This window comes from Nocardioides glacieisoli, assembly GCF_004137245.1.
GTDB lineage: Bacteria > Actinomycetota > Actinomycetes > Propionibacteriales > Nocardioidaceae > Nocardioides > Nocardioides glacieisoli.
Map to the genome: position 1 here is coordinate 215,350 of NZ_SDWS01000003.1, position 16,732 is coordinate 232,081.

Consider the following 16,732-nt stretch of genomic DNA (forward strand, 5'->3'; position numbering starts at 1 on the left):
CCGAGGCCGTGTGAGGTTTTCGTGGGCGCGTTGTCTTCCGCTCAGGTGTGACACAAGACATAGTCGCCGCATGGCAACCACTGATCACGGCGTGACCAGTCCGGGCCGGGCGCGCATCGACGCGCGGACGCTCCGCGAGGACCGATGGTGGCTCCAGCCGCTGACGACGTTCGTGGTCTTCTCGGCCTTCGTGGTCTACGCGACGGTCCGCGCGTTCATGGGCCGCGACTACTACGCCTCGCCCTACCTGTCGCCGTTCTACTCGCCCTGCCTGGGCGACTGCGTCGAGGGTGCCTCCGACTTCGGCCAGCCCTTCAGCTGGTGGCCGCTCTCCGCGGCGCTGATCATCCTGATCTTCCCGCTGGGCTTCCGGATGACCTGCTACTACTACCGCAAGGCCTACTACCGGGCGTTCTGGCTGAGCCCGCCGGCGTGCGGCGTCGCCGAGCCCCACAGCGCCTACTCCGGTGAGACGAAGTTCCCGCTGATCCTCCAGAACGTGCACCGCTACTTCTGGTACGCCGCCGTGCTGGTCGGCCTGGTGCTGACCTTCGACGTCGTCCTGGCCTTCCGGCCGATGCCGGCGGAGTACGCCGTCGGCGACGGCGAGACCAGCGGCATCCACATGGGCCTCGGCACCCTGCTGATGATCGCCAACGTCGTCTTCATCTGGCTCTACACGCTCTCGTGCCACTCGTGCCGCCACGTCGTCGGTGGCCGGCTGCGGCACTTCTCGAAGCACCCGGTCCGCTACAAGCTGTGGACCTGGGTCTCGAAGCTCAACGGCAGCCACGGTCGGTGGGCGTGGTACTCGCTGTTCTCGGTCGCCCTCGTCGACCTCTACATCTTCCTGCTGGCCACCGGCACGATCCAGGACCTGAGGTTCTTCTGATGAGCGAGACGAACGGGCCGGCCGAGGGTCGCCACCCGATGACCGGCAACGCACTGTCCGGCGACGCGCAGGGTGGGATGGAGCGCCACACCTACGACGTCGTCGTGATCGGGGCCGGCGGCGCCGGCCTGCGCGCGGCGATCGCGGCCCACGAGTCCGGGGCGCGTACGGCGATCGTGTGCAAGTCGCTGCTCGGCAAGGCCCACACCGTGATGGCCGAGGGCGGCATCGCCGCGGCGATGGGCAACCGCTGGCCGGAGGACAACTGGGAGGTCCACTTCCGCGACACCATGCGCGGCGGCAAGATGCTCAACAACTGGCGGATGGCCCAGCTGCACGCCCAGGAGGCTCCCGAGCGGGTGCAGGAGCTCGAGGACTGGGGCGCGCTCTTCGACCGCACCGACGACGGGCTGATCAGCCAGCGCGACTTCGGCGGCCACAAGTACGCCCGGCTCGCGCACGTCGGCGACCGCACCGGCCTCGAGATGATCCGCACGCTCCAGCAGCGCGCGGTCGCGCTCGGCATCGACGTCTTCATGGAGTGCACGGTCACCGACATCTTCAAGGACGGGAGCAAGGTCGCCGGCGCGTTCGCCTACTGGCGGGAGTCGGGCCGCTTCATCGTCTTCGACGCGCCGTCCGTGATCCTCGCGACCGGCGGCATCGGCAAGTCCTTCAAGGTCACCTCGAACTCGTGGGAGTACACCGGGGACGGCCACGCGCTCGCGATGCGGGCCGGAGCGAGCCTGATCAACATGGAGTTCGTCCAGTTCCACCCGACGGGGATGGTCTGGCCGCCCTCGGTGAAGGGGCTGCTCGTGACGGAGTCGGTGCGCGGCGACGGCGGCATCCTGAAGAACTCCGAGGGCAAGCGCTTCATGTTCGACTACATCCCGGAGTTCTTCAAGGCGGAGACGGCGGACACGGTCGAGGAGGCCGACGCCTGGTACGACGACAAGAAGAACAACCGTCGGCCCCCCGAGCTGCTGCCGCGCGACGAGGTCGCCCGCGCGATCAACTCGGAGATCAAGGCCGGTCGGGGCACGCCGCACGGCGGGATCTACCTCGACATCGCGTCACGTCGTACGCCCGAGTTCATCCGCAAGCGGCTGCCGTCGATGTACCACCAGTTCAAGGAGCTCGCGGACGTCGACATCACCGCCGAGCCGATGGAGATCGGCCCGACCTGCCACTACGTGATGGGCGGCGTCGAGGTCGACGCCGACACCCAGGAGAGCGCGGTCACGGGGCTCTACGCGGTCGGCGAGTGCTCCGGCGGCATGCACGGCTCCAACCGGCTGGGCGGCAACTCGCTCGGGGACCTGCTGGTCTTCGGCAAGCGGGCCGGCGAGGCGGCGACGACGTACGCCGCGTCGCTGGGGGACCACCGCCCGCGGGTCGACGAGGCCGACGTCAAGGCCGCGCAGACGAGCGCGCTGGCACCGTTCGAGGTCGAGGGCGGGGAGAACCCGTACACGATCCAGTCCGACCTGCAGCAGTCTATGAACGACCTCGTCGGCATCATCCGCACCCGCACCGAGCTCGAGGAGTCGCTCGCCGAGATCGAGGCGTTCAAGGTGCGCGCGAGCACGATGGTCGTCGAGGGGCACCGGCAGTACAACCCCGGCTGGCACCTCGCCCTCGACCTGCGCAACATGCTGATCGTCTCGGAGTGCATCGCCAAGGCGGCGCTCGCGCGCGAGGAGTCGCGCGGCGGCCACACCCGCGACGACTTCCCAGGTCCGAACGACGAGTGGGGCACGAAGAACCTGGTCGTGAACCTCAACGAGGCGGGCACGGGTGTCGACCTCCACGAGAAGCCGTTGCCCGAGATGCCCGACGAGCTGAAGGGGTACTTCGCATGAGCTACACACTCAAGCTGCGGATCTGGCGGGGCGACAAGGACGGCGGTGCCGTCGAGGACTTCCCGGTCGAGGTGTCCGAGGGCGAGGTCGTGCTCGACGCGATCCACCGCGTGCAGGCCACCCAGGCGGGCGACCTCGCCGTGCGCTGGAACTGCAAGGCCGGCAAGTGCGGCTCGTGCAGCGCCGAGGTCAACGGCCGACCGCGGCTGATGTGCATGTGCCGGCTCTCGGACTTCGAGGAGGACGAGACCATCACGGTGACGCCGATGCGTTCGTTCCCGGTGATCCGCGACCTCGTCACCGACGTCTCGTTCAACTACGAGAAGGCCAAGGAGCTGCCGTCGTTCTCGCCGCCGCCGCGAGACGCGGACGGCAAGCGGCGGATGGCGCAGGTCGACGTCGAGCGGGGCCAGGAGTTCCGCAAGTGCATCGAGTGCTTCCTGTGCCAGAACGTCTGCCACGTCGTGCGCGACCACGAGGACAACAAGGAGGCGTTCGCGGGTCCGCGCTTCTTCCTGCGCTACGCCGAGCTCGACATGCACCCCCTCGACACCCACGACCGGCGCGAGCTGGCCCAGGGGGCTGCCGGCCTCGGCATGTGCAACATCACCAAGTGCTGCACGGAGGTCTGTCCCGAGGGCATCCAGATCACCGACAACGCGATCATCCCGATGAAGGAGAGGGTCGTCGACAAGAAGTTCGATCCGCTCGTGTGGCTGGGCAACAAGATCGGTATCCGCAACAAGGACAACGACGGCCGCACCGAGGTGTGAGCCTCAGGCGCGCTCGGCCGTCACGAGCGACCTGACCTCGCGCACCACCGCGACCGCCAGCAGCGCGGAGACGATCGCGATCAGCTCCGACCCCCGCTCCCAGCTCGCGGCGCTCGCGAAGTGGTCGAGGACCCGGCCGGCCTCGTCGTCCGACGTCGACTCGAGCGCGCGGTAGTAGAAGGTGGCGACCATGCCGGCGGCGTACGACGCCCAGAACGTGGCCCACCACCAGCCGAGGGTGCGGGTCGTGGGCAGGTCGGCGTCGCCGGTGGCGCCGCGCCGCACGTCGAGCACCATCTGGAAGGGACGCCAGAAGCTCAGGAACGGGACGAACCAGCCGCCGATGGCCCACCCGGAGCCGTGCCGGAGCACCGAGCGGTCCATGCGTGCGCTGTGGTGCACGGTGTAGCTCCAGATGATGAAGAGCAGGCCGGTGCCGAGCCATGCCAGCAAGGCCACGGACGACTGGAGCATCAGCGTGTCGATGCGGGTGCCGTCGGCCTCGGTCACCGTGTCGGGCCGCAGCCGGAGCTCCTCGACGAACGCCAGGATCTGCTGGTCGACGTAGAGCACGTAGAGCGAGGTCGCGACGTTGAGCAGGAGGCCGACCTGCAGGGCCACCGTCAGGCCGCCCCACCAGCGCGGCAGGGGGCTGTGGTGGGCCGCGGTGGACCCGACGCCGTCGTGCGTGTGCGCGGTCCACGCGGTGCCGTCCCACCACCTGAGCCTGCGTGCATCCTGCGGGTCGGCGTACCAACCCTCGCCCCCGAGTGCCATGGCCGGACACTAGTCCCACGGACCGCCGTCGTGAGACGAATGCCATAGGTCCGGCCCTGCCCACCGCGGGGGCCGCGCCCTATCGTTCGGCGTATGACCGACCCGGATCCCCGCCTCGACGGCGGGCTGGACGAGCCCGAGGACCTGCAGCCGGCCGAGGGCTCGCTGCGACTGGTCGGCGACGACGACACCTACGACGTCACGGCGTGGGAGGCGGCGACCGCTGCCGTGCTGCGCAAGGCGCGCCGGCTCACCGACGACGCGCCCGACTCCGACGTGTGGTCGGCCCTCACCCGGACGACGCTCGACGGCATCGAGGTCGCGCCGATCGGGCAGCCGTCCGACCTCGAGGGGCTCACGACCGCTGGCCGCCCCGCGCGCGTCGGGGCGTGGGACGTGCGTACGTCGCTCGTCGGCGACGACGCTGCGGCCCTCAACGAGGCGGCCCTGGTCGACCTCGACAACGGTGCGACGTCGTTGCACGTCGACCTCCAGAGCGGGAGGGACCTCGCCGTCGCCCTGCGCGGCGTTCTGCTCGACCTCGCCCCCGTCACGCTTGAGCGGCCCACCACGCACCGGTCGGAGGAGCTGGCCAGGCTCCTCGAGGACTCGCCCGCCGACCCGCACCCCCACCACAACCTCTCCGCCGATCCGGCCACCGCGCTGCTCATCGGCGAGGGCGTCGGTGAGAACGAGCCGCTGCTGGCCGAGTCCTTCGTCGACACCGTCCGCCGCGCCCAGGCCCTCGGCGTGCTCGGTGCGGTCGTCGACGGCACCGTGCTGCACGACCTCGGCGCGAGCGACGCCCAGGAGCTCGGCTGGACGATGGCCGTGGGCGTGCACTACCTCCGCGAGCTCACCGACGCAGGCCTCACCGTCGACGAGGCCGCCGGCCTCCTGGAGTTCCGCTACTCCGCCACCGACGAGCAGTTCCCGGCGATCGCCAAGCTCCGCGCCGCCCGACGGCTGTGGGCACGCGTGCTCGAGGCGAGTGGCGGATCGGACGTCCCGCAGCGCCAGCACGTGGTGACCAGCCGCGCGATGATGGGCAAGGTCGACCCCTGGGTCAACATGCTTCGCGGCACGGTCGCAGCGTTCGCGGCCGGCGTCGGCGGCGCCGACGCACTCACCGTGGTGCCGTTCGACGAGCGCCTCGGCCAGCCCGACGCCCTCGGTCGGCGGATCGCCCGCAACACCTCCTCGCTCCTCATCGAGGAGTCCCGCGTCGCGACGGTGACCGACCCGGCCGGTGGCTCCTACGCCGTCGAGAAGCTCACCGACGACCTCGCCGTCGCCGGGTGGGCCGAGCTCGGCCTGATCGAGTCCGACGGCGGCGTCGGGTCGAAGGCGGCCGAGGCGGTGCGCGCACGGGTCCACGAGGTGCGTGCGAAGCGGGACGCCGGCATCGCGGACCGCTCGCGCCCGTTGACCGGGATCTCGGAGTTCCCGAACCTCGACGAGGTGCTGCCCGAGCGCGAGCCCTACCGCCGCAACGGTGAGCTCGTGCACTACGGCGACGCGTACGAGGCCCTCCGCGCCGAGCCGGCCGCGCGCCCGGTCTTCCTGGCCACGATGGGCCCGGTTTCGGCCCACACCGCGCGCGCCACCTTCGCCACCAACCTGCTCGCCGCCGGCGGGGTCCGCGTCGAGGTGGCCGGTGCGACCGACTCCGTGGAGGCGGTGACGGCGGCCTATGCCGGCCAGCCCGTCGTCTGCCTCGCCGGCACCGACGCGGCGTACGCCGAGTGGGGTGCCGACCTCGTCGCGGCGCTGCGCGCGGCAGGGGCGTCGTACGTCGTGCTGGCGGGCAAGCCGGGGGAGAAGACCGTGACCGAAGTCGATGACTCGTGTGCCATGGGGGTCGATGCGCTCGGCTTCCTCGGCCGGGTGAGAGAGGAGCTCGCGCGATGAGCATTCCCCAGGACTTCTCGAAGGTGGGTCTCGATACGCCCGCTCGTTCCTCGCGGGCTACTCGACCAGCGATCGAACAGCCGTGGAGCAGCCCCGAGGGGATCGACATCCTCCCGGTCTACGGCCCCGAGCACCTCGAGGGGCTCGACGGCCTCGACACCTGGCCGGGCATCGCGCCGTTCCTGCGCGGGCCCTACCCGACGATGTACACGACGCAGCCGTGGACGATCCGGCAGTACGCCGGCTTCTCGACCGCGGAGGAGTCCAACGCGTTCTACCGCCGCAACCTCGCGGCCGGGCAGAAGGGGCTGAGCGTCGCCTTCGACCTCGCCACCCACCGCGGCTACGACTCCGACCACCCGCGGGTGCGCGGTGACGTCGGCATGGCGGGCGTGGCGATCGACTCGATCTACGACACCCGCACCCTCTTCGACGGCATCCCGCTCGACGAGATGTCGGTGTCGATGACGATGAACGGCGCGGTGCTGCCGGTGCTCGCGCTCTACATCGCGGCGGCCGAGGAGCAGGGCGTCGCGCCCGAGCAGCTCGCCGGGACCATCCAGAACGACATCCTCAAGGAGTTCATGGTCCGCAACACCTACATCTACCCGCCGGCGCCGAGCATGCGGATCATCAGCGACATCTTCGCGTTCACCTCGCAGAAGATGCCGCGCTTCAACTCGATCTCGATCTCCGGCTACCACATCCAGGAGGCCGGGGCGACGGCCGACCTCGAGCTGGCGTACACGCTTGCCGACGGCGTCGAGTACATCCGCGCCGGCCTCGGGACGGGCATGACGATCGACCAGTTCGCGCCGCGGCTGTCGTTCTTCTGGGCCATTGGGATGAACTTCTTCATGGAGGTCGCCAAGATGCGCGCGGCCCGGGCGCTGTGGGCCCGGCTGGTCGACGACTTCGACCCGCAGAACCCGAAGTCGCGCTCGCTGCGCACGCACAGCCAGACCTCGGGCTGGTCGCTGACCGCACAGGACGTCTTCAACAACGTCGGCCGCACCTGCATCGAGGCGATGGCCTCTACACAGGGGCACACGCAGTCGCTGCACACCAACGCCCTCGACGAGGCGATCGCGCTGCCGACCGACTTCTCGGCCCGCATTGCGCGCAACACCCAGCTGCTGCTGCAGCAGGAGAGCGGCACCACCGAGATCATCGACCCCTGGGCCGGCTCCTACTACGTCGAGAAGCTCACCCACGACCTCGCCGAGCGCGCGTGGGCGCACATCCAGGAGGCCGAGCGCGCCGGTGGCATGGCCGCGGCGATCGAGCAGGGCATCCCCAAGATGCGCATCGAGGAGGCGGCCGCCCGCACGCAGGCGCGGATCGACTCCGGCTCGCAGAAGGTCATCGGGGTCAACACCTACCGCCTGGCCGCGGAGGACAAGCTCGACGTGCTCCGCGTCGACAACGACGACGTCTACCGCCAGCAGGTCGCCAAGCTCGAGCGGCTGCGGGCCGAGCGCAACGACGACGACGTACGCCGTGCGCTCGAGGCGCTGACGAACAGTGCCGACCGTGGACCGGTCGGCGGTGGCTCCCTCGACGGCAACCTGCTCGCGCTCGCCGTCGACGCGGCGCGGGCCAAGGCCACGGTCGGCGAGATCTCCGACGCGCTGGAGAAGGTCTACGGCCGCCACCAGGCCGTGATCCGTACGATCAGCGGCGTGTACCGCGACGAGGCAGCCAAGTCCGGTCCAGATGGCGCCGAGGGCTCTGCCGTGGCAGCCGTCCTCGCCGCGACCGAGGAGTTCGAGGCCGAGGAGGGGCGCCGCCCGCGCATCCTCGTCGCGAAGATGGGCCAGGACGGCCACGACCGCGGCCAGAAGGTCGTCGTCACCGCCTTCGCCGACCTCGGCTTCGACGTCGACGTCGGCCCGCTCTTCTCGACGCCCGAGGAGGTCGCCCAGCAGGCGATCGACGCCGACGTGCACATCGTCGGAGTCTCCTCGCTCGCGGCCGGCCACCTGACGCTGCTGCCGGCGCTCAAGCAGGCGCTCGCCGACCAGGGCCGCCCGGACATCATGATCGTGATCGGCGGCGTCATCCCGCCCGACGACGTCGCGACGCTCAAGGAGATGGGCGCCGCGGCGGTGTTCCTGCCGGGCACCGTGATCGCGGAGTCGGCGCTCGACCTGCTGGCCCGGCTGCGCGCTTCCTGATGGCGCGCCCGGTCGACGTCGGCGCGCTGGTCGAGGGCATCCGCTCCGGCCGCCGTGCGGACGTCTCGCGCGCGATCACGCTCGTCGAGTCCTCGCGCGCCGAGCACCGCGGCGACGCGCGCGAGCTGCTGACCGCGCTCGCGGCCTTCGACCTCCCACCCGCCACCCGCGTCGGCATCTCCGGCGTGCCGGGGGTGGGCAAGTCGACCTTCATCGAGGCGCTCGGCACCCGCCTGACGGCCGCCGGCCACCGCGTCGGCGTGCTCGCCGTCGACCCGTCGTCGATCCGCACCGGCGGATCGGTGCTCGGCGACAAGACCCGGATGGCGTCGCTCGCCGTCGACCCGAACGCCTTCATCCGGCCCTCGCCCTCGGCGGGCACCCTCGGCGGCGTCGCGCGCGCCACCACGCAGGCGATGCTGGTGCTCGAGGCGGCCGGCCACGACGTCGTACTGGTGGAGACGGTGGGTGTCGGCCAGTCAGAGGTCACCGTCGCCGGGATGGTCGACACGTTCCTCTTCCTCACCCTGGCCCGCACCGGTGACCAGCTCCAGGGCATCAAGAAGGGGATCCTCGAGATCGCCGACGTGGTGGCGGTCAACAAGGCCGACGGTGACTTCGAGGCCGGCGCCCGGGTCGCCGCGCGTGAGCTGGCTGGTGCGTTGCGGCTGGTCCGCGGGCACGCCGAGTGGGCGCCGCCCGTGGTGACCTGCTCGGCCCTGACCGGCGCGGGCGTCGACGACGTGTGGCAGCGCATCGGCCAGCACCGCGAGCACCTCGGCGCCGACGGGCTGGCCCACAAGCGTGCGGAGCAGCAGCTGGAGTTCACGTGGGCGCTCGTGCGCGACGAGCTCGCCCAGCGGCTGCGGACCTCGCCGGGCGTGGCGGCGGTGCGCGACGACGTACGCCGTGCCGTGCTCTCCGGCGATCTCCCGGCCCCGCTGGCCGCAGATCGGCTACTCGCCGCGTACGACTCCGGGACGGCCTAGACTGGGGCGGTCATGCCCCCATCAGCGAACCAGCCCACTTCCGCCACAGCCGTCATCACCGAGGTCGTCGACAAGCACTCCGACGACCTCGTTGCTTTGCGTCGCGACCTGCACGCGCACCCCGAGCTGAGCTGGGCCGAGAGCCGCACCAGCGACGCCGTCGTGACGGCGCTCGAGGCGGCCGGCTGGTCGATCACCCGACCGGAGGGCGGGGGAGTGCTGGCCGAGATCGGCCACGGTGGCCGGCTGGTGGCGCTGCGCGCCGACCTCGACGCGCTGCCGATCGACGACCAGATCTCCGACCCGTGGAAGAGCACCGTGCCCGGTGTCGCGCACGCGTGCGGCCACGACGTCCACACCTCTGGCCTGGTCGGCGCCGGCCTCGCGCTCGCCGAGGTCGCGACCCGCGGGCTGCTGCCGGGCCGGGTGCGGCTGCTGTTCCAGCCGGCCGAGGAGGTCATGCCCGGCGGTGCGTTGCACCTGATCTCCAGCGGCGCCCTCGAGGGCGTTTCCCACGTCTTCGGCCTGCACTGCGACCCGAGCCTCGACGTCGGCCGCATCGGCCTGCGCGAGGGGCCGCTGACCGGCGCCGCCGACGCGTTGACCGTCCGCCTGATCGGCAAGGGCGGCCACACCTCGCGTCCGCACCTCACCGAGGACCTCACCTTCGCCCTCGGCAAGGTGATCACCGAGCTGCCCGCCATCCTGAGCCGCCGCCTCGACCCCCGCGCCGGGGTCAGCGTCGTGTGGGGGATGGTGCGCGCCGGCTCGGCCCACAACGTCATCCCGCACGGCGGCGTCGTGGCCGGCACGGTCCGGATGCTCGACGCGGTCGCCTGGGCCGACGCCGAGCACCTGATCCGCCAGCTGATCACCGCGATCGTCGCCCCCTACAGCGTCACCGCGGAGGTGACCTACCAGCGCGGCGTGCCGCCCGTGGTCAACCACGAGGTCTCGACCGCGCTGCTCGGCGCTGCCCTCGACCGGGTGCTCGGCCCGCACGGCCACGTCTCCACTGCGCAGAGCCTCGGCGGCGAGGACTTCGGGTGGTACCTCGACTCCGTCCCCGGCGCCATGGCGCGCCTCGGCACCCGCACGCCCGGCGGGCCGACGTACGACCTCCACCAGGGCAACCTGCGCATCGACGAGGCCGCCACCCCGATCGCCGCGCGCGTGCTCGCCGAGGCGGCCGTCATCGCGCTGTCAGCCGACTGACCCGGCGTCCGACGGGCGGCCGAGTGGCACGCTGAAGGTGAACGTGCTGCCCTGCCCGAGCACCGAGCCGGCCTCGAGGCGCCCGTGCATCAGGTCAGTGAGCTCGCGGGCGATCGCGAGGCCCAGGCCGTTGCCCTGTCGGTCGCCCGAGGCGGCCGGGTTGGCCTGGGTGAACGGCTCGAAGAGGGTCGGCAGCTGATCTGCTGCGATCCCGATGCCGGTGTCGGTGACCTCGAACTCGACCCACATCTCGTCAGCACCGTCCTCGGGCGCGTCCAGGGCGGCCACCCGGAGGTCGACGTGCCCGCGCTCGGTGAACTTCACCGCGTTGTGCACCAGGGTCCGCAGGACCTGGGCGACCCGGGTCCCGTCACCGATCCCGGCGGACGGTACGGACTCCTCGACCACGCAGCGCAGCTCCACCTCGCGACTGTGTCCCACCAGCTCGGCCCAGGCAGCGACGTCCTCGACGAGGTCGCGCACGTGCACGAGTGACTTTCCGAGCACGGTCCGCTGCGTCTCGAGCTCGGAGAACTCGAGCAGGTCGTGGGCCAGGCGCATCAGTCGCTCGGCCGAGCGGTGCACGATCTGGGCGTAGTGCGCGGGCTCGTCCGGGAGGTCGGTCTCCAGCAGGAGCTCGGAGGCGCCGATCATGGCAGCCAGTGGGGTGCGGACCTCGTGGCTCACCGTCGCCAGGAAGCGGGTCTTGGCGGCGTTCGCGTGCTCCAGCTCGCGGAGGACCCGCTGGGCCTCGGTGGTGTCCTCGGTGATGCCGTGCACCCCCACCACGTGGGCGTCGACGACCAGCGGGATGGCCGTGCACCGGGTGTCGACGATGCCGCCGTCGGCTCGCAGCACCCGCGCGTCGACGACCTGGGGAATGCCGGCGAGGGCGAGCTCGAAGGCCTCCTCGAGGAGGTGCACGTCGTCGGGGTGGATCACCTGGGCGAAGTGCGTCTGCCGCATCTCGTCCAGGCTCAGCCCGGTCATGTCCAGCGCGCGCTGGTTGGCGTCGGTGTAGTAACCGCGCCGGTCGACGGAGTAGGCCGCGTGCGGGTGGTGCGTGAACAACGAGGCGTAGTGGTCCGTGTCCTCCGGAGCGGGCTTCGGGTGTGGTGCAGGCACGAGTGTCAGTAGAACATGCCGTCGACGTGTCGATCGCCGAGCCTGCCGCACGTCAGCGAGATGTCACCATGAACGCGTCGACGACACACCGGAGGACACCGTGAAGCTCCTGCTCACCTCGGGCGGCATCACCAACCCGAGCATCGAGGCCGCGCTGCTCGACCTCCTCGGCAAGCCGATCGCCGAGTGCCACGCGCTCTGCATCCCCACTGCCCAGTGGGGACACCAGATGCTGGGGCCGCAGTCGGTCCGCAGCTTCATCGTCGGTGATCCGCAGCGGGGGATGACGACGATGGGGTGGGCTTCGGTGGGTGTGCTCGAGCTGAGTGCGTTGCCCACGGTCGGCCGCGAGCGGTGGGAGCCGTGGGTGCGCGAGGCCGACGTGATCCTCGTCGACGGCGGCGACGCGACCTACCTCACCCACTGGATGCTCGAGTCCGGCCTCGCCGAGCTCGTGCCGAGGCTCGACACCGTGTGGGTCGGCCTCAGTGCGGGCAGCATGGTCATGACGCCGCGGATCGGCGCGGACTTCGTCTCGTGGACGCAGGCACCCGACGACCGGACCCTGGGTGTCGTCGACTTCTCGATCTACCCGCACGTCGGCCACCCGATGATGCCGGAGAACACGATGGCCGATGCCGAGCGCTGGGCCGCCGACCTCGGTCTCCCGGCCTACGCCGTCGACGACGACACCGCGATCGTCGTCGTCGACGGCCAGGTCGAGGTGGTCTCCGAGGGGACCTGGAGCCAGCTCGCCTGAGCTACTGCTGTCTATACGGCACCCCGTCGGCCGCAGGGGGCCGGGAGCGGCCGACCAGGCCCGCCACCGCGAAGATGGTGACGAGGTAGGGGAGCATCAGCATGAACTGGCTCGGCACCGGCGAGCCGATGGCCGAGAGCACGCCCTGGAGGTTGGTCGCGAAGCCGAAGAGCAGCGCCGCGAGGGTCGCGCGGATCGGGTCCCACTTGCCGAAGATGACCGCGGCGAGCGCGATGTAGCCCGCGCCGCCGGTCATCTCGCGGTTGAACTGGTTGACGGCGACCAGCGTGTAGTAGGCACCGCCCATCCCGGCGATCGCGCCCGCGAGCAGGATCGTGCGGTAGCGGGTGAGGTTGACCTTGATGCCCACGGTGTCCGCCGCCTTCGGGTGCTCACCCACGGCACGGACCCGCAGGCCCCAGCGGGTCCGGTAGAGGGCGTACGCCACGATCGCGACGACGGCGTAGAGCACGTAGACGAGGGCGGTCTGGCGGAAGAGGATCGGCCCGACGAGCGGGATGTCACCGAGGACCGGGATCGGCATCCGCTCGAAGCCGACGGGCGCGTTGAGGCTGTCGGAGTTGGGGGTGAGCACCTGGCGGAACAGGAAGTTGGTCAGCCCGACCACCAGCACGTTGAGCACGACGCCGACGATCACCTGGTCGACGAAGTAGGTGATCGCGAACAGGCCGAGGATCAGCGCGATGAGCGCGCCGGCGACCATGGCTGCGACCAGGCCCGCCCACGGCGAACCGGTGAGCGAGGCGGTGATCGCCGCGGCGAAGGCGCCGAAGAGGAGCTGGCCCTCGATGGCGATGTTCACGACCCCCGCGCGCTCGCCGAGCACGCCACCCAGCGCGCCGAAGACCAGGGGGACTGCGAGCGCCACCGCGCCGGCGAAGAGGCTGACCACGCGGATCCGGCCGTCGGCGGCCGCCCAGCTCAGGAAGCCGGTCATCCACGCGAGCGCGAAGACGATCGGCAGCCACATCGGCTGGCGGACGTGCGCCACCATGCGGCGTACGGACTCGCCCAGCGCGACGGCGCAGACCAGCACCATCAGCCACGCGGTCAGCATCGAGGGCACGGTGATGTCGGGCAGTGCCACGAAGTCGGACTCGGCGGCGAGCTGGAAGGTGGTGTCACCCTCGTGCGAGGAGCGCAGCAGCGTGATCGCGAGCAGCGCCACCATCACGCCGAAGATGATCGGCAGCTTCTTGGCGCCGGCCGCCTTGGTGGGCGTGACCGCCGGGTCGGGCGCGAGCCCGCCCTGGTCGGCGGGCGTCGGGGTGGTCACGGTGCTCACTTGGCCTCCTGGGCGGGGAGCCGGAAGATCGCACGCACCAGGGGAGGGGCGGCGAGGAAGAGGACGATCAGCGACTGGACCACCAGCACCAGGTCGACCGAGATGTTCTCGGAGGTCTGCATGGTGAAGCCGCCGGCCTTGAGCGCACCGAACAGCAGTCCGGCAGCCAGGATGCCCAGCGGACGCGACCGACCGAGCAGGGCAACCGTGATCGCGTCGAATCCGATGGAGGCGTCGAGGTCGAGCGAGACCCCGCTGGTCACGGTGCCGAGCACCTGGTTCACACCGGCGAGGCCGAGCAGCGATCCGGCGATGAGCATGACGACCGTGTAGGTCCTGCCGACGTTGATGCCGGACGCACGGGCCGCGTGGGGGTTCTCGCCGACCGCGCGGATGCGGTAGCCGAGGGTGGAGCGGTTGATCAGCCACCACACCACGGCCACTGCGACCAGGGCGAGGACGAAGCCGAGGTGCAGGTTGAACTGGTCGCCGAGCACCTTCGGCAGGATCGCCGACTCCTTCATCGGCAGCGACTTGGGGTTGTTCGAGTTCGGCGTCTCGAACAGCACGTCCTCGGCGAGCGCGTAGAAGAGGAGGTAGAAGGCGACGTAGTTGAGCATGATCGTGACGATCACCTCGTGGGCGCCCGTGCGGGCCTTCAGGACGCCGGCGATGCCGCCCCACAGGGCGCCCACCGCCATGCCGACGAGGATCGCGAGCGGCAGGTGGATGACCAGCGGGAGCTCGAGCTTCGAGCCGATGTAGCCGGCCGCGCCACCCGCCATCAGCATCTGCCCGCGGCCGCCGATGTTGAACAGCGACGCACGGAAGGCGATGCCGACGCCGAGACCACCGGCGATCAACGGACCGGCGAACTTCAGCGTCTCCGTCAGCGGGCGCCACTGCTGCGCCGGCTCGGTGAGGTTGTAGTTGAAGATCGCGCCGCGGAACATCGCGCTGTAGGCGCCGGAGATGGCCTCCCACACGGCGGAGAAGAAGTCGGACGGGCGGGCCGTGACGTAGCCGAGCGTCTCGCGCACGCCCTCGTCGGTGGCGGCGATCATCACCGAGCCGACGAAGACCGCGAGGAACACGGCCAGCACACCGGAGAGGGCGTCGCCGGACGCGATCTCCTTCAGCAGCGACCGGGACCTCGAGTCGTCCTGCGGCGTGTCCTTCCGGGTCTCCTCCGGAGCCTCGTCGAGGACGGTGTCGGCCTCGCGGTCCGCGGGCTTCTCGTCGGGCTGGGGCTTGTCTGCGTCGCTCATACGGCCACGTCCTCCAGGTCCTTCGGGCGTTCGCCGGTCATCATCAGTCCGAGGGTCTCGCGGGGGGTGTCGGCCGACACGATGCCGACGACCTGGCCGCGGTAGAGCACCATGATCCGGTCGGCGAGGGCGACCACCTCGTCGAGCTCGGTGGAGACCACCAGCACCGGGATGCCGCTGTCGCGGGTCGCGACGACCTGCTTGTGGATGAACTCGATCGAGCCGACGTCGACCCCGCGGGTGGGCTGCGCGGCGACGAGCAGGCGCAGGTCGCGCGACAGCTCGCGGGCCACGACGACCTTCTGCTGGTTGCCGCCCGAGAGGTTGCCGGCCAGCGAGTCGATGTCGCGGGCGCGGACGTCGTACTCCTTGAGCTTCTGCTGCGCGAACTCGCGCAGGGCGCCCATGCGCAGGCCGCCGTTCTTGACGAACGGCGACTTGAAGCTGCGGTTGAGCATGAGGTTCTCGGCGATGGTGAAGTTGGGCACCAGGCCGTCGACCTGGCGGTCCTCGGGGATGAACCCGACGCCGGAGTCGAGGATCCGGCGGGTCGACTTGCCGACCAGCTCGATGCCGTCGAGGACGATCGAGCCGCTGACGTCGTCCTGGAGGCCCAGGAGGGCCTCGGTGAGCTCGGTCTGCCCGTTGCCCTGGACGCCGGCTACGGCGAGGACCTCACCGGCGCGGATGGTGAAGCTGAGGCCGTCGACCTGGGTGTGGCCGGCCACGTCGACGACGCGGAGGTCCTTGACCACGAGGGCGTCGGCGCCGAGCTTCGGCTCGTCCTTGTGGACGGTCAGCTCGACCGGGCGGCCGACCATCATCGAGGCGAGCTCGGCGTTGCTGGACTTGGGGTCGGCCTCGCCGACCACCTTGCCGAGGCGGATGACCGTGATGCGGTCGGCGACGGCGCGCACCTCGCGGAGCTTGTGGGTGATGAAGACGATGGCCTTCCCGGCCTCCTTGAGCTGGCGCATGATGTCCATCAGCTCGTCGGTCTCCTGGGGCGTCAGGACCGCTGTGGGCTCGTCGAAGACGAGGAGCTCGGCGTCGCGGGAGAGCGCCTTGATGATCTCCACGCGCTGCTGGACGCCGACCGGCAGGTCCTCGACGACGGCCTCGGGCTTCACGTGGAAGCCGAAGCGGTCGGAGATCTCGGTGACGCGGTCGCGGGCGGCGTCGAGGTCGAGCTTGCCGGCGAAGCCGGTGGTCTCGTTGCCGAGCATGACGTTCTCGGCGACGGTGAAGACGGGGATGAGCATGAAGTGCTGGTGGACCATGCCGATGCCGGCGGCCATCGCGTCACCGGGCCCGGTGAAGTTCTGCACGACACCGTCGAGCTCGATCTCGCCCTCGTCAGCCTTGTAGAGGCCGTAGAGCACGTTCATCAGGGTCGACTTGCCGGCGCCGTTCTCACCGAGCAGGCAGTGGATCTCGCCGGGCTCGACGGTGAGGGAGATCGAGTCGTTGGCCACCACGCTGCCGAAGCGCTTGGTGATGCCTCGCAGGACGAGTCTCATGGCATCGCATCCTAGGGGTCGGAGTGGGTGTGCTGGCCGCCGGGAAGGCTAGCCGCCACGGGGCCCCAGGTCTGGGTGCACATGTGCCAAACGTCGGGGCCGTCGTCTGGCAACAACAGAGGGGGGCCGACGGAACCGTCGGCCCCCCTCACGT

The 16,732-nt window shown here is 70.7% G+C and carries 13 protein-coding genes; 8 read left to right on the forward strand and 5 right to left on the reverse strand.

The features are described 5' to 3' along the window. Positions 1 to 70: 70 nt before the first annotated feature. From EUA06_RS08595 to EUA06_RS08605, 3 genes are read left to right on the forward strand one after another with little or no spacing between them, the layout of a single operon-like run. Positions 71 to 892: a hypothetical protein gene (locus EUA06_RS08595; protein ID WP_129474627.1), complete on the forward strand. Its 822-nt coding sequence runs from the start codon at positions 71 to 73 to the stop codon at positions 890 to 892. After that, positions 892 to 2,757 carry a fumarate reductase/succinate dehydrogenase flavoprotein subunit gene (locus tag EUA06_RS08600; RefSeq protein WP_207208269.1) on the forward strand — a complete coding sequence of 622 codons (1,866 nt, stop codon included), beginning with the start codon at positions 892 to 894 and terminating at the stop codon, positions 2,755 to 2,757. Before EUA06_RS08595 ends, EUA06_RS08600 begins: the two co-directional genes overlap by 1 nt. Then, entirely contained in the window at positions 2,754 to 3,530 is a 777-nt protein-coding gene (locus tag EUA06_RS08605) for a succinate dehydrogenase/fumarate reductase iron-sulfur subunit (RefSeq protein WP_129474628.1), read from the forward strand. Before EUA06_RS08600 ends, EUA06_RS08605 begins: the two co-directional genes overlap by 4 nt. A gap of 3 nt (positions 3,531 to 3,533) precedes the next feature. Here the strand turns inward: EUA06_RS08605 and EUA06_RS08610 are convergent, their stop codons facing one another. Continuing rightward, positions 3,534 to 4,307 (reverse strand): DUF4328 domain-containing protein, encoded by a 774-nt coding sequence (locus tag EUA06_RS08610; protein ID WP_129474629.1) that lies wholly within the window; start codon positions 4,305 to 4,307, stop codon positions 3,534 to 3,536. Positions 4,308 to 4,400: 93 nt separating this feature from the next. Here EUA06_RS08610 and EUA06_RS08615 point away from each other — a divergent pair, with 93 nt between their 5' ends. Genes EUA06_RS08615 through EUA06_RS08630 form a run of 4 tightly spaced genes read left to right on the forward strand, consistent with a single transcriptional unit; the run spans position 4,401 to position 10,599 of the window. Next, positions 4,401 to 6,218, forward strand: coding sequence for a methylmalonyl-CoA mutase family protein (locus tag EUA06_RS08615; protein ID WP_129474630.1), 1,818 nt, complete (start codon positions 4,401 to 4,403; stop codon positions 6,216 to 6,218). After that, positions 6,215 to 8,395 (forward strand): methylmalonyl-CoA mutase, encoded by a 2,181-nt coding sequence (gene scpA / locus EUA06_RS08620; RefSeq protein ID WP_129474631.1) that lies wholly within the window; start codon positions 6,215 to 6,217, stop codon positions 8,393 to 8,395. Before EUA06_RS08615 ends, scpA begins: the two co-directional genes overlap by 4 nt. Further along, complete coding sequence (gene meaB, locus EUA06_RS08625) at positions 8,395 to 9,384, forward strand: methylmalonyl Co-A mutase-associated GTPase MeaB (protein ID WP_129474632.1); 990 nt, start codon at positions 8,395 to 8,397, stop codon at positions 9,382 to 9,384. Before scpA ends, meaB begins: the two co-directional genes overlap by 1 nt. A gap of 12 nt (positions 9,385 to 9,396) precedes the next feature. Further along, positions 9,397 to 10,599 carry an amidohydrolase gene (locus EUA06_RS08630; protein WP_129474633.1) on the forward strand — a complete coding sequence of 401 codons (1,203 nt, stop codon included), beginning with the start codon at positions 9,397 to 9,399 and terminating at the stop codon, positions 10,597 to 10,599. On the opposite strand, the gene EUA06_RS08635 is transcribed toward EUA06_RS08630, so the two are convergent. Further along, a complete protein-coding gene (locus tag EUA06_RS08635) occupies positions 10,588 to 11,724 on the reverse strand; it encodes a sensor histidine kinase (RefSeq protein WP_165354316.1) in 1,137 nt (378 codons plus the stop codon). The two genes, EUA06_RS08630 and EUA06_RS08635, sit on opposite strands and share 12 nt — an antisense overlap. Positions 11,725 to 11,824: 100 nt before the next feature. On the opposite strand from EUA06_RS08635, the gene EUA06_RS08640 reads away from it, so the two are divergent. Continuing rightward, a complete protein-coding gene (locus EUA06_RS08640) occupies positions 11,825 to 12,484 on the forward strand; it encodes a Type 1 glutamine amidotransferase-like domain-containing protein (RefSeq protein WP_129474635.1) in 660 nt (219 codons plus the stop codon). 1 nt (position 12,485) lies between these two features. Here the strand turns inward: EUA06_RS08640 and EUA06_RS08645 are convergent, their stop codons facing one another. The 3 genes from EUA06_RS08645 to EUA06_RS08655 are packed head-to-tail and all read right to left on the reverse strand — an operon-like array spanning position 12,486 to position 16,578. After that, positions 12,486 to 13,790, reverse strand: a complete 1,305-nt coding sequence (locus EUA06_RS08645; RefSeq protein ID WP_242498042.1) for an ABC transporter permease — start codon at positions 13,788 to 13,790, stop codon at positions 12,486 to 12,488. After that, positions 13,787 to 15,058: an ABC transporter permease gene (locus EUA06_RS08650; protein ID WP_129474636.1), complete on the reverse strand. Its 1,272-nt coding sequence runs from the start codon at positions 15,056 to 15,058 to the stop codon at positions 13,787 to 13,789. The genes EUA06_RS08645 and EUA06_RS08650 overlap by 4 nt, the downstream gene beginning before the upstream one ends. Next, the gene (locus EUA06_RS08655) at positions 15,055 to 16,578 is read right to left on the reverse strand and encodes an ABC transporter ATP-binding protein (protein ID WP_129474637.1); all 1,524 of its coding nucleotides are present in this window, start codon (positions 16,576 to 16,578) and stop codon (positions 15,055 to 15,057) included. The genes EUA06_RS08650 and EUA06_RS08655 overlap by 4 nt, the downstream gene beginning before the upstream one ends. Positions 16,579 to 16,732: the final 154 nt, after the last annotated feature.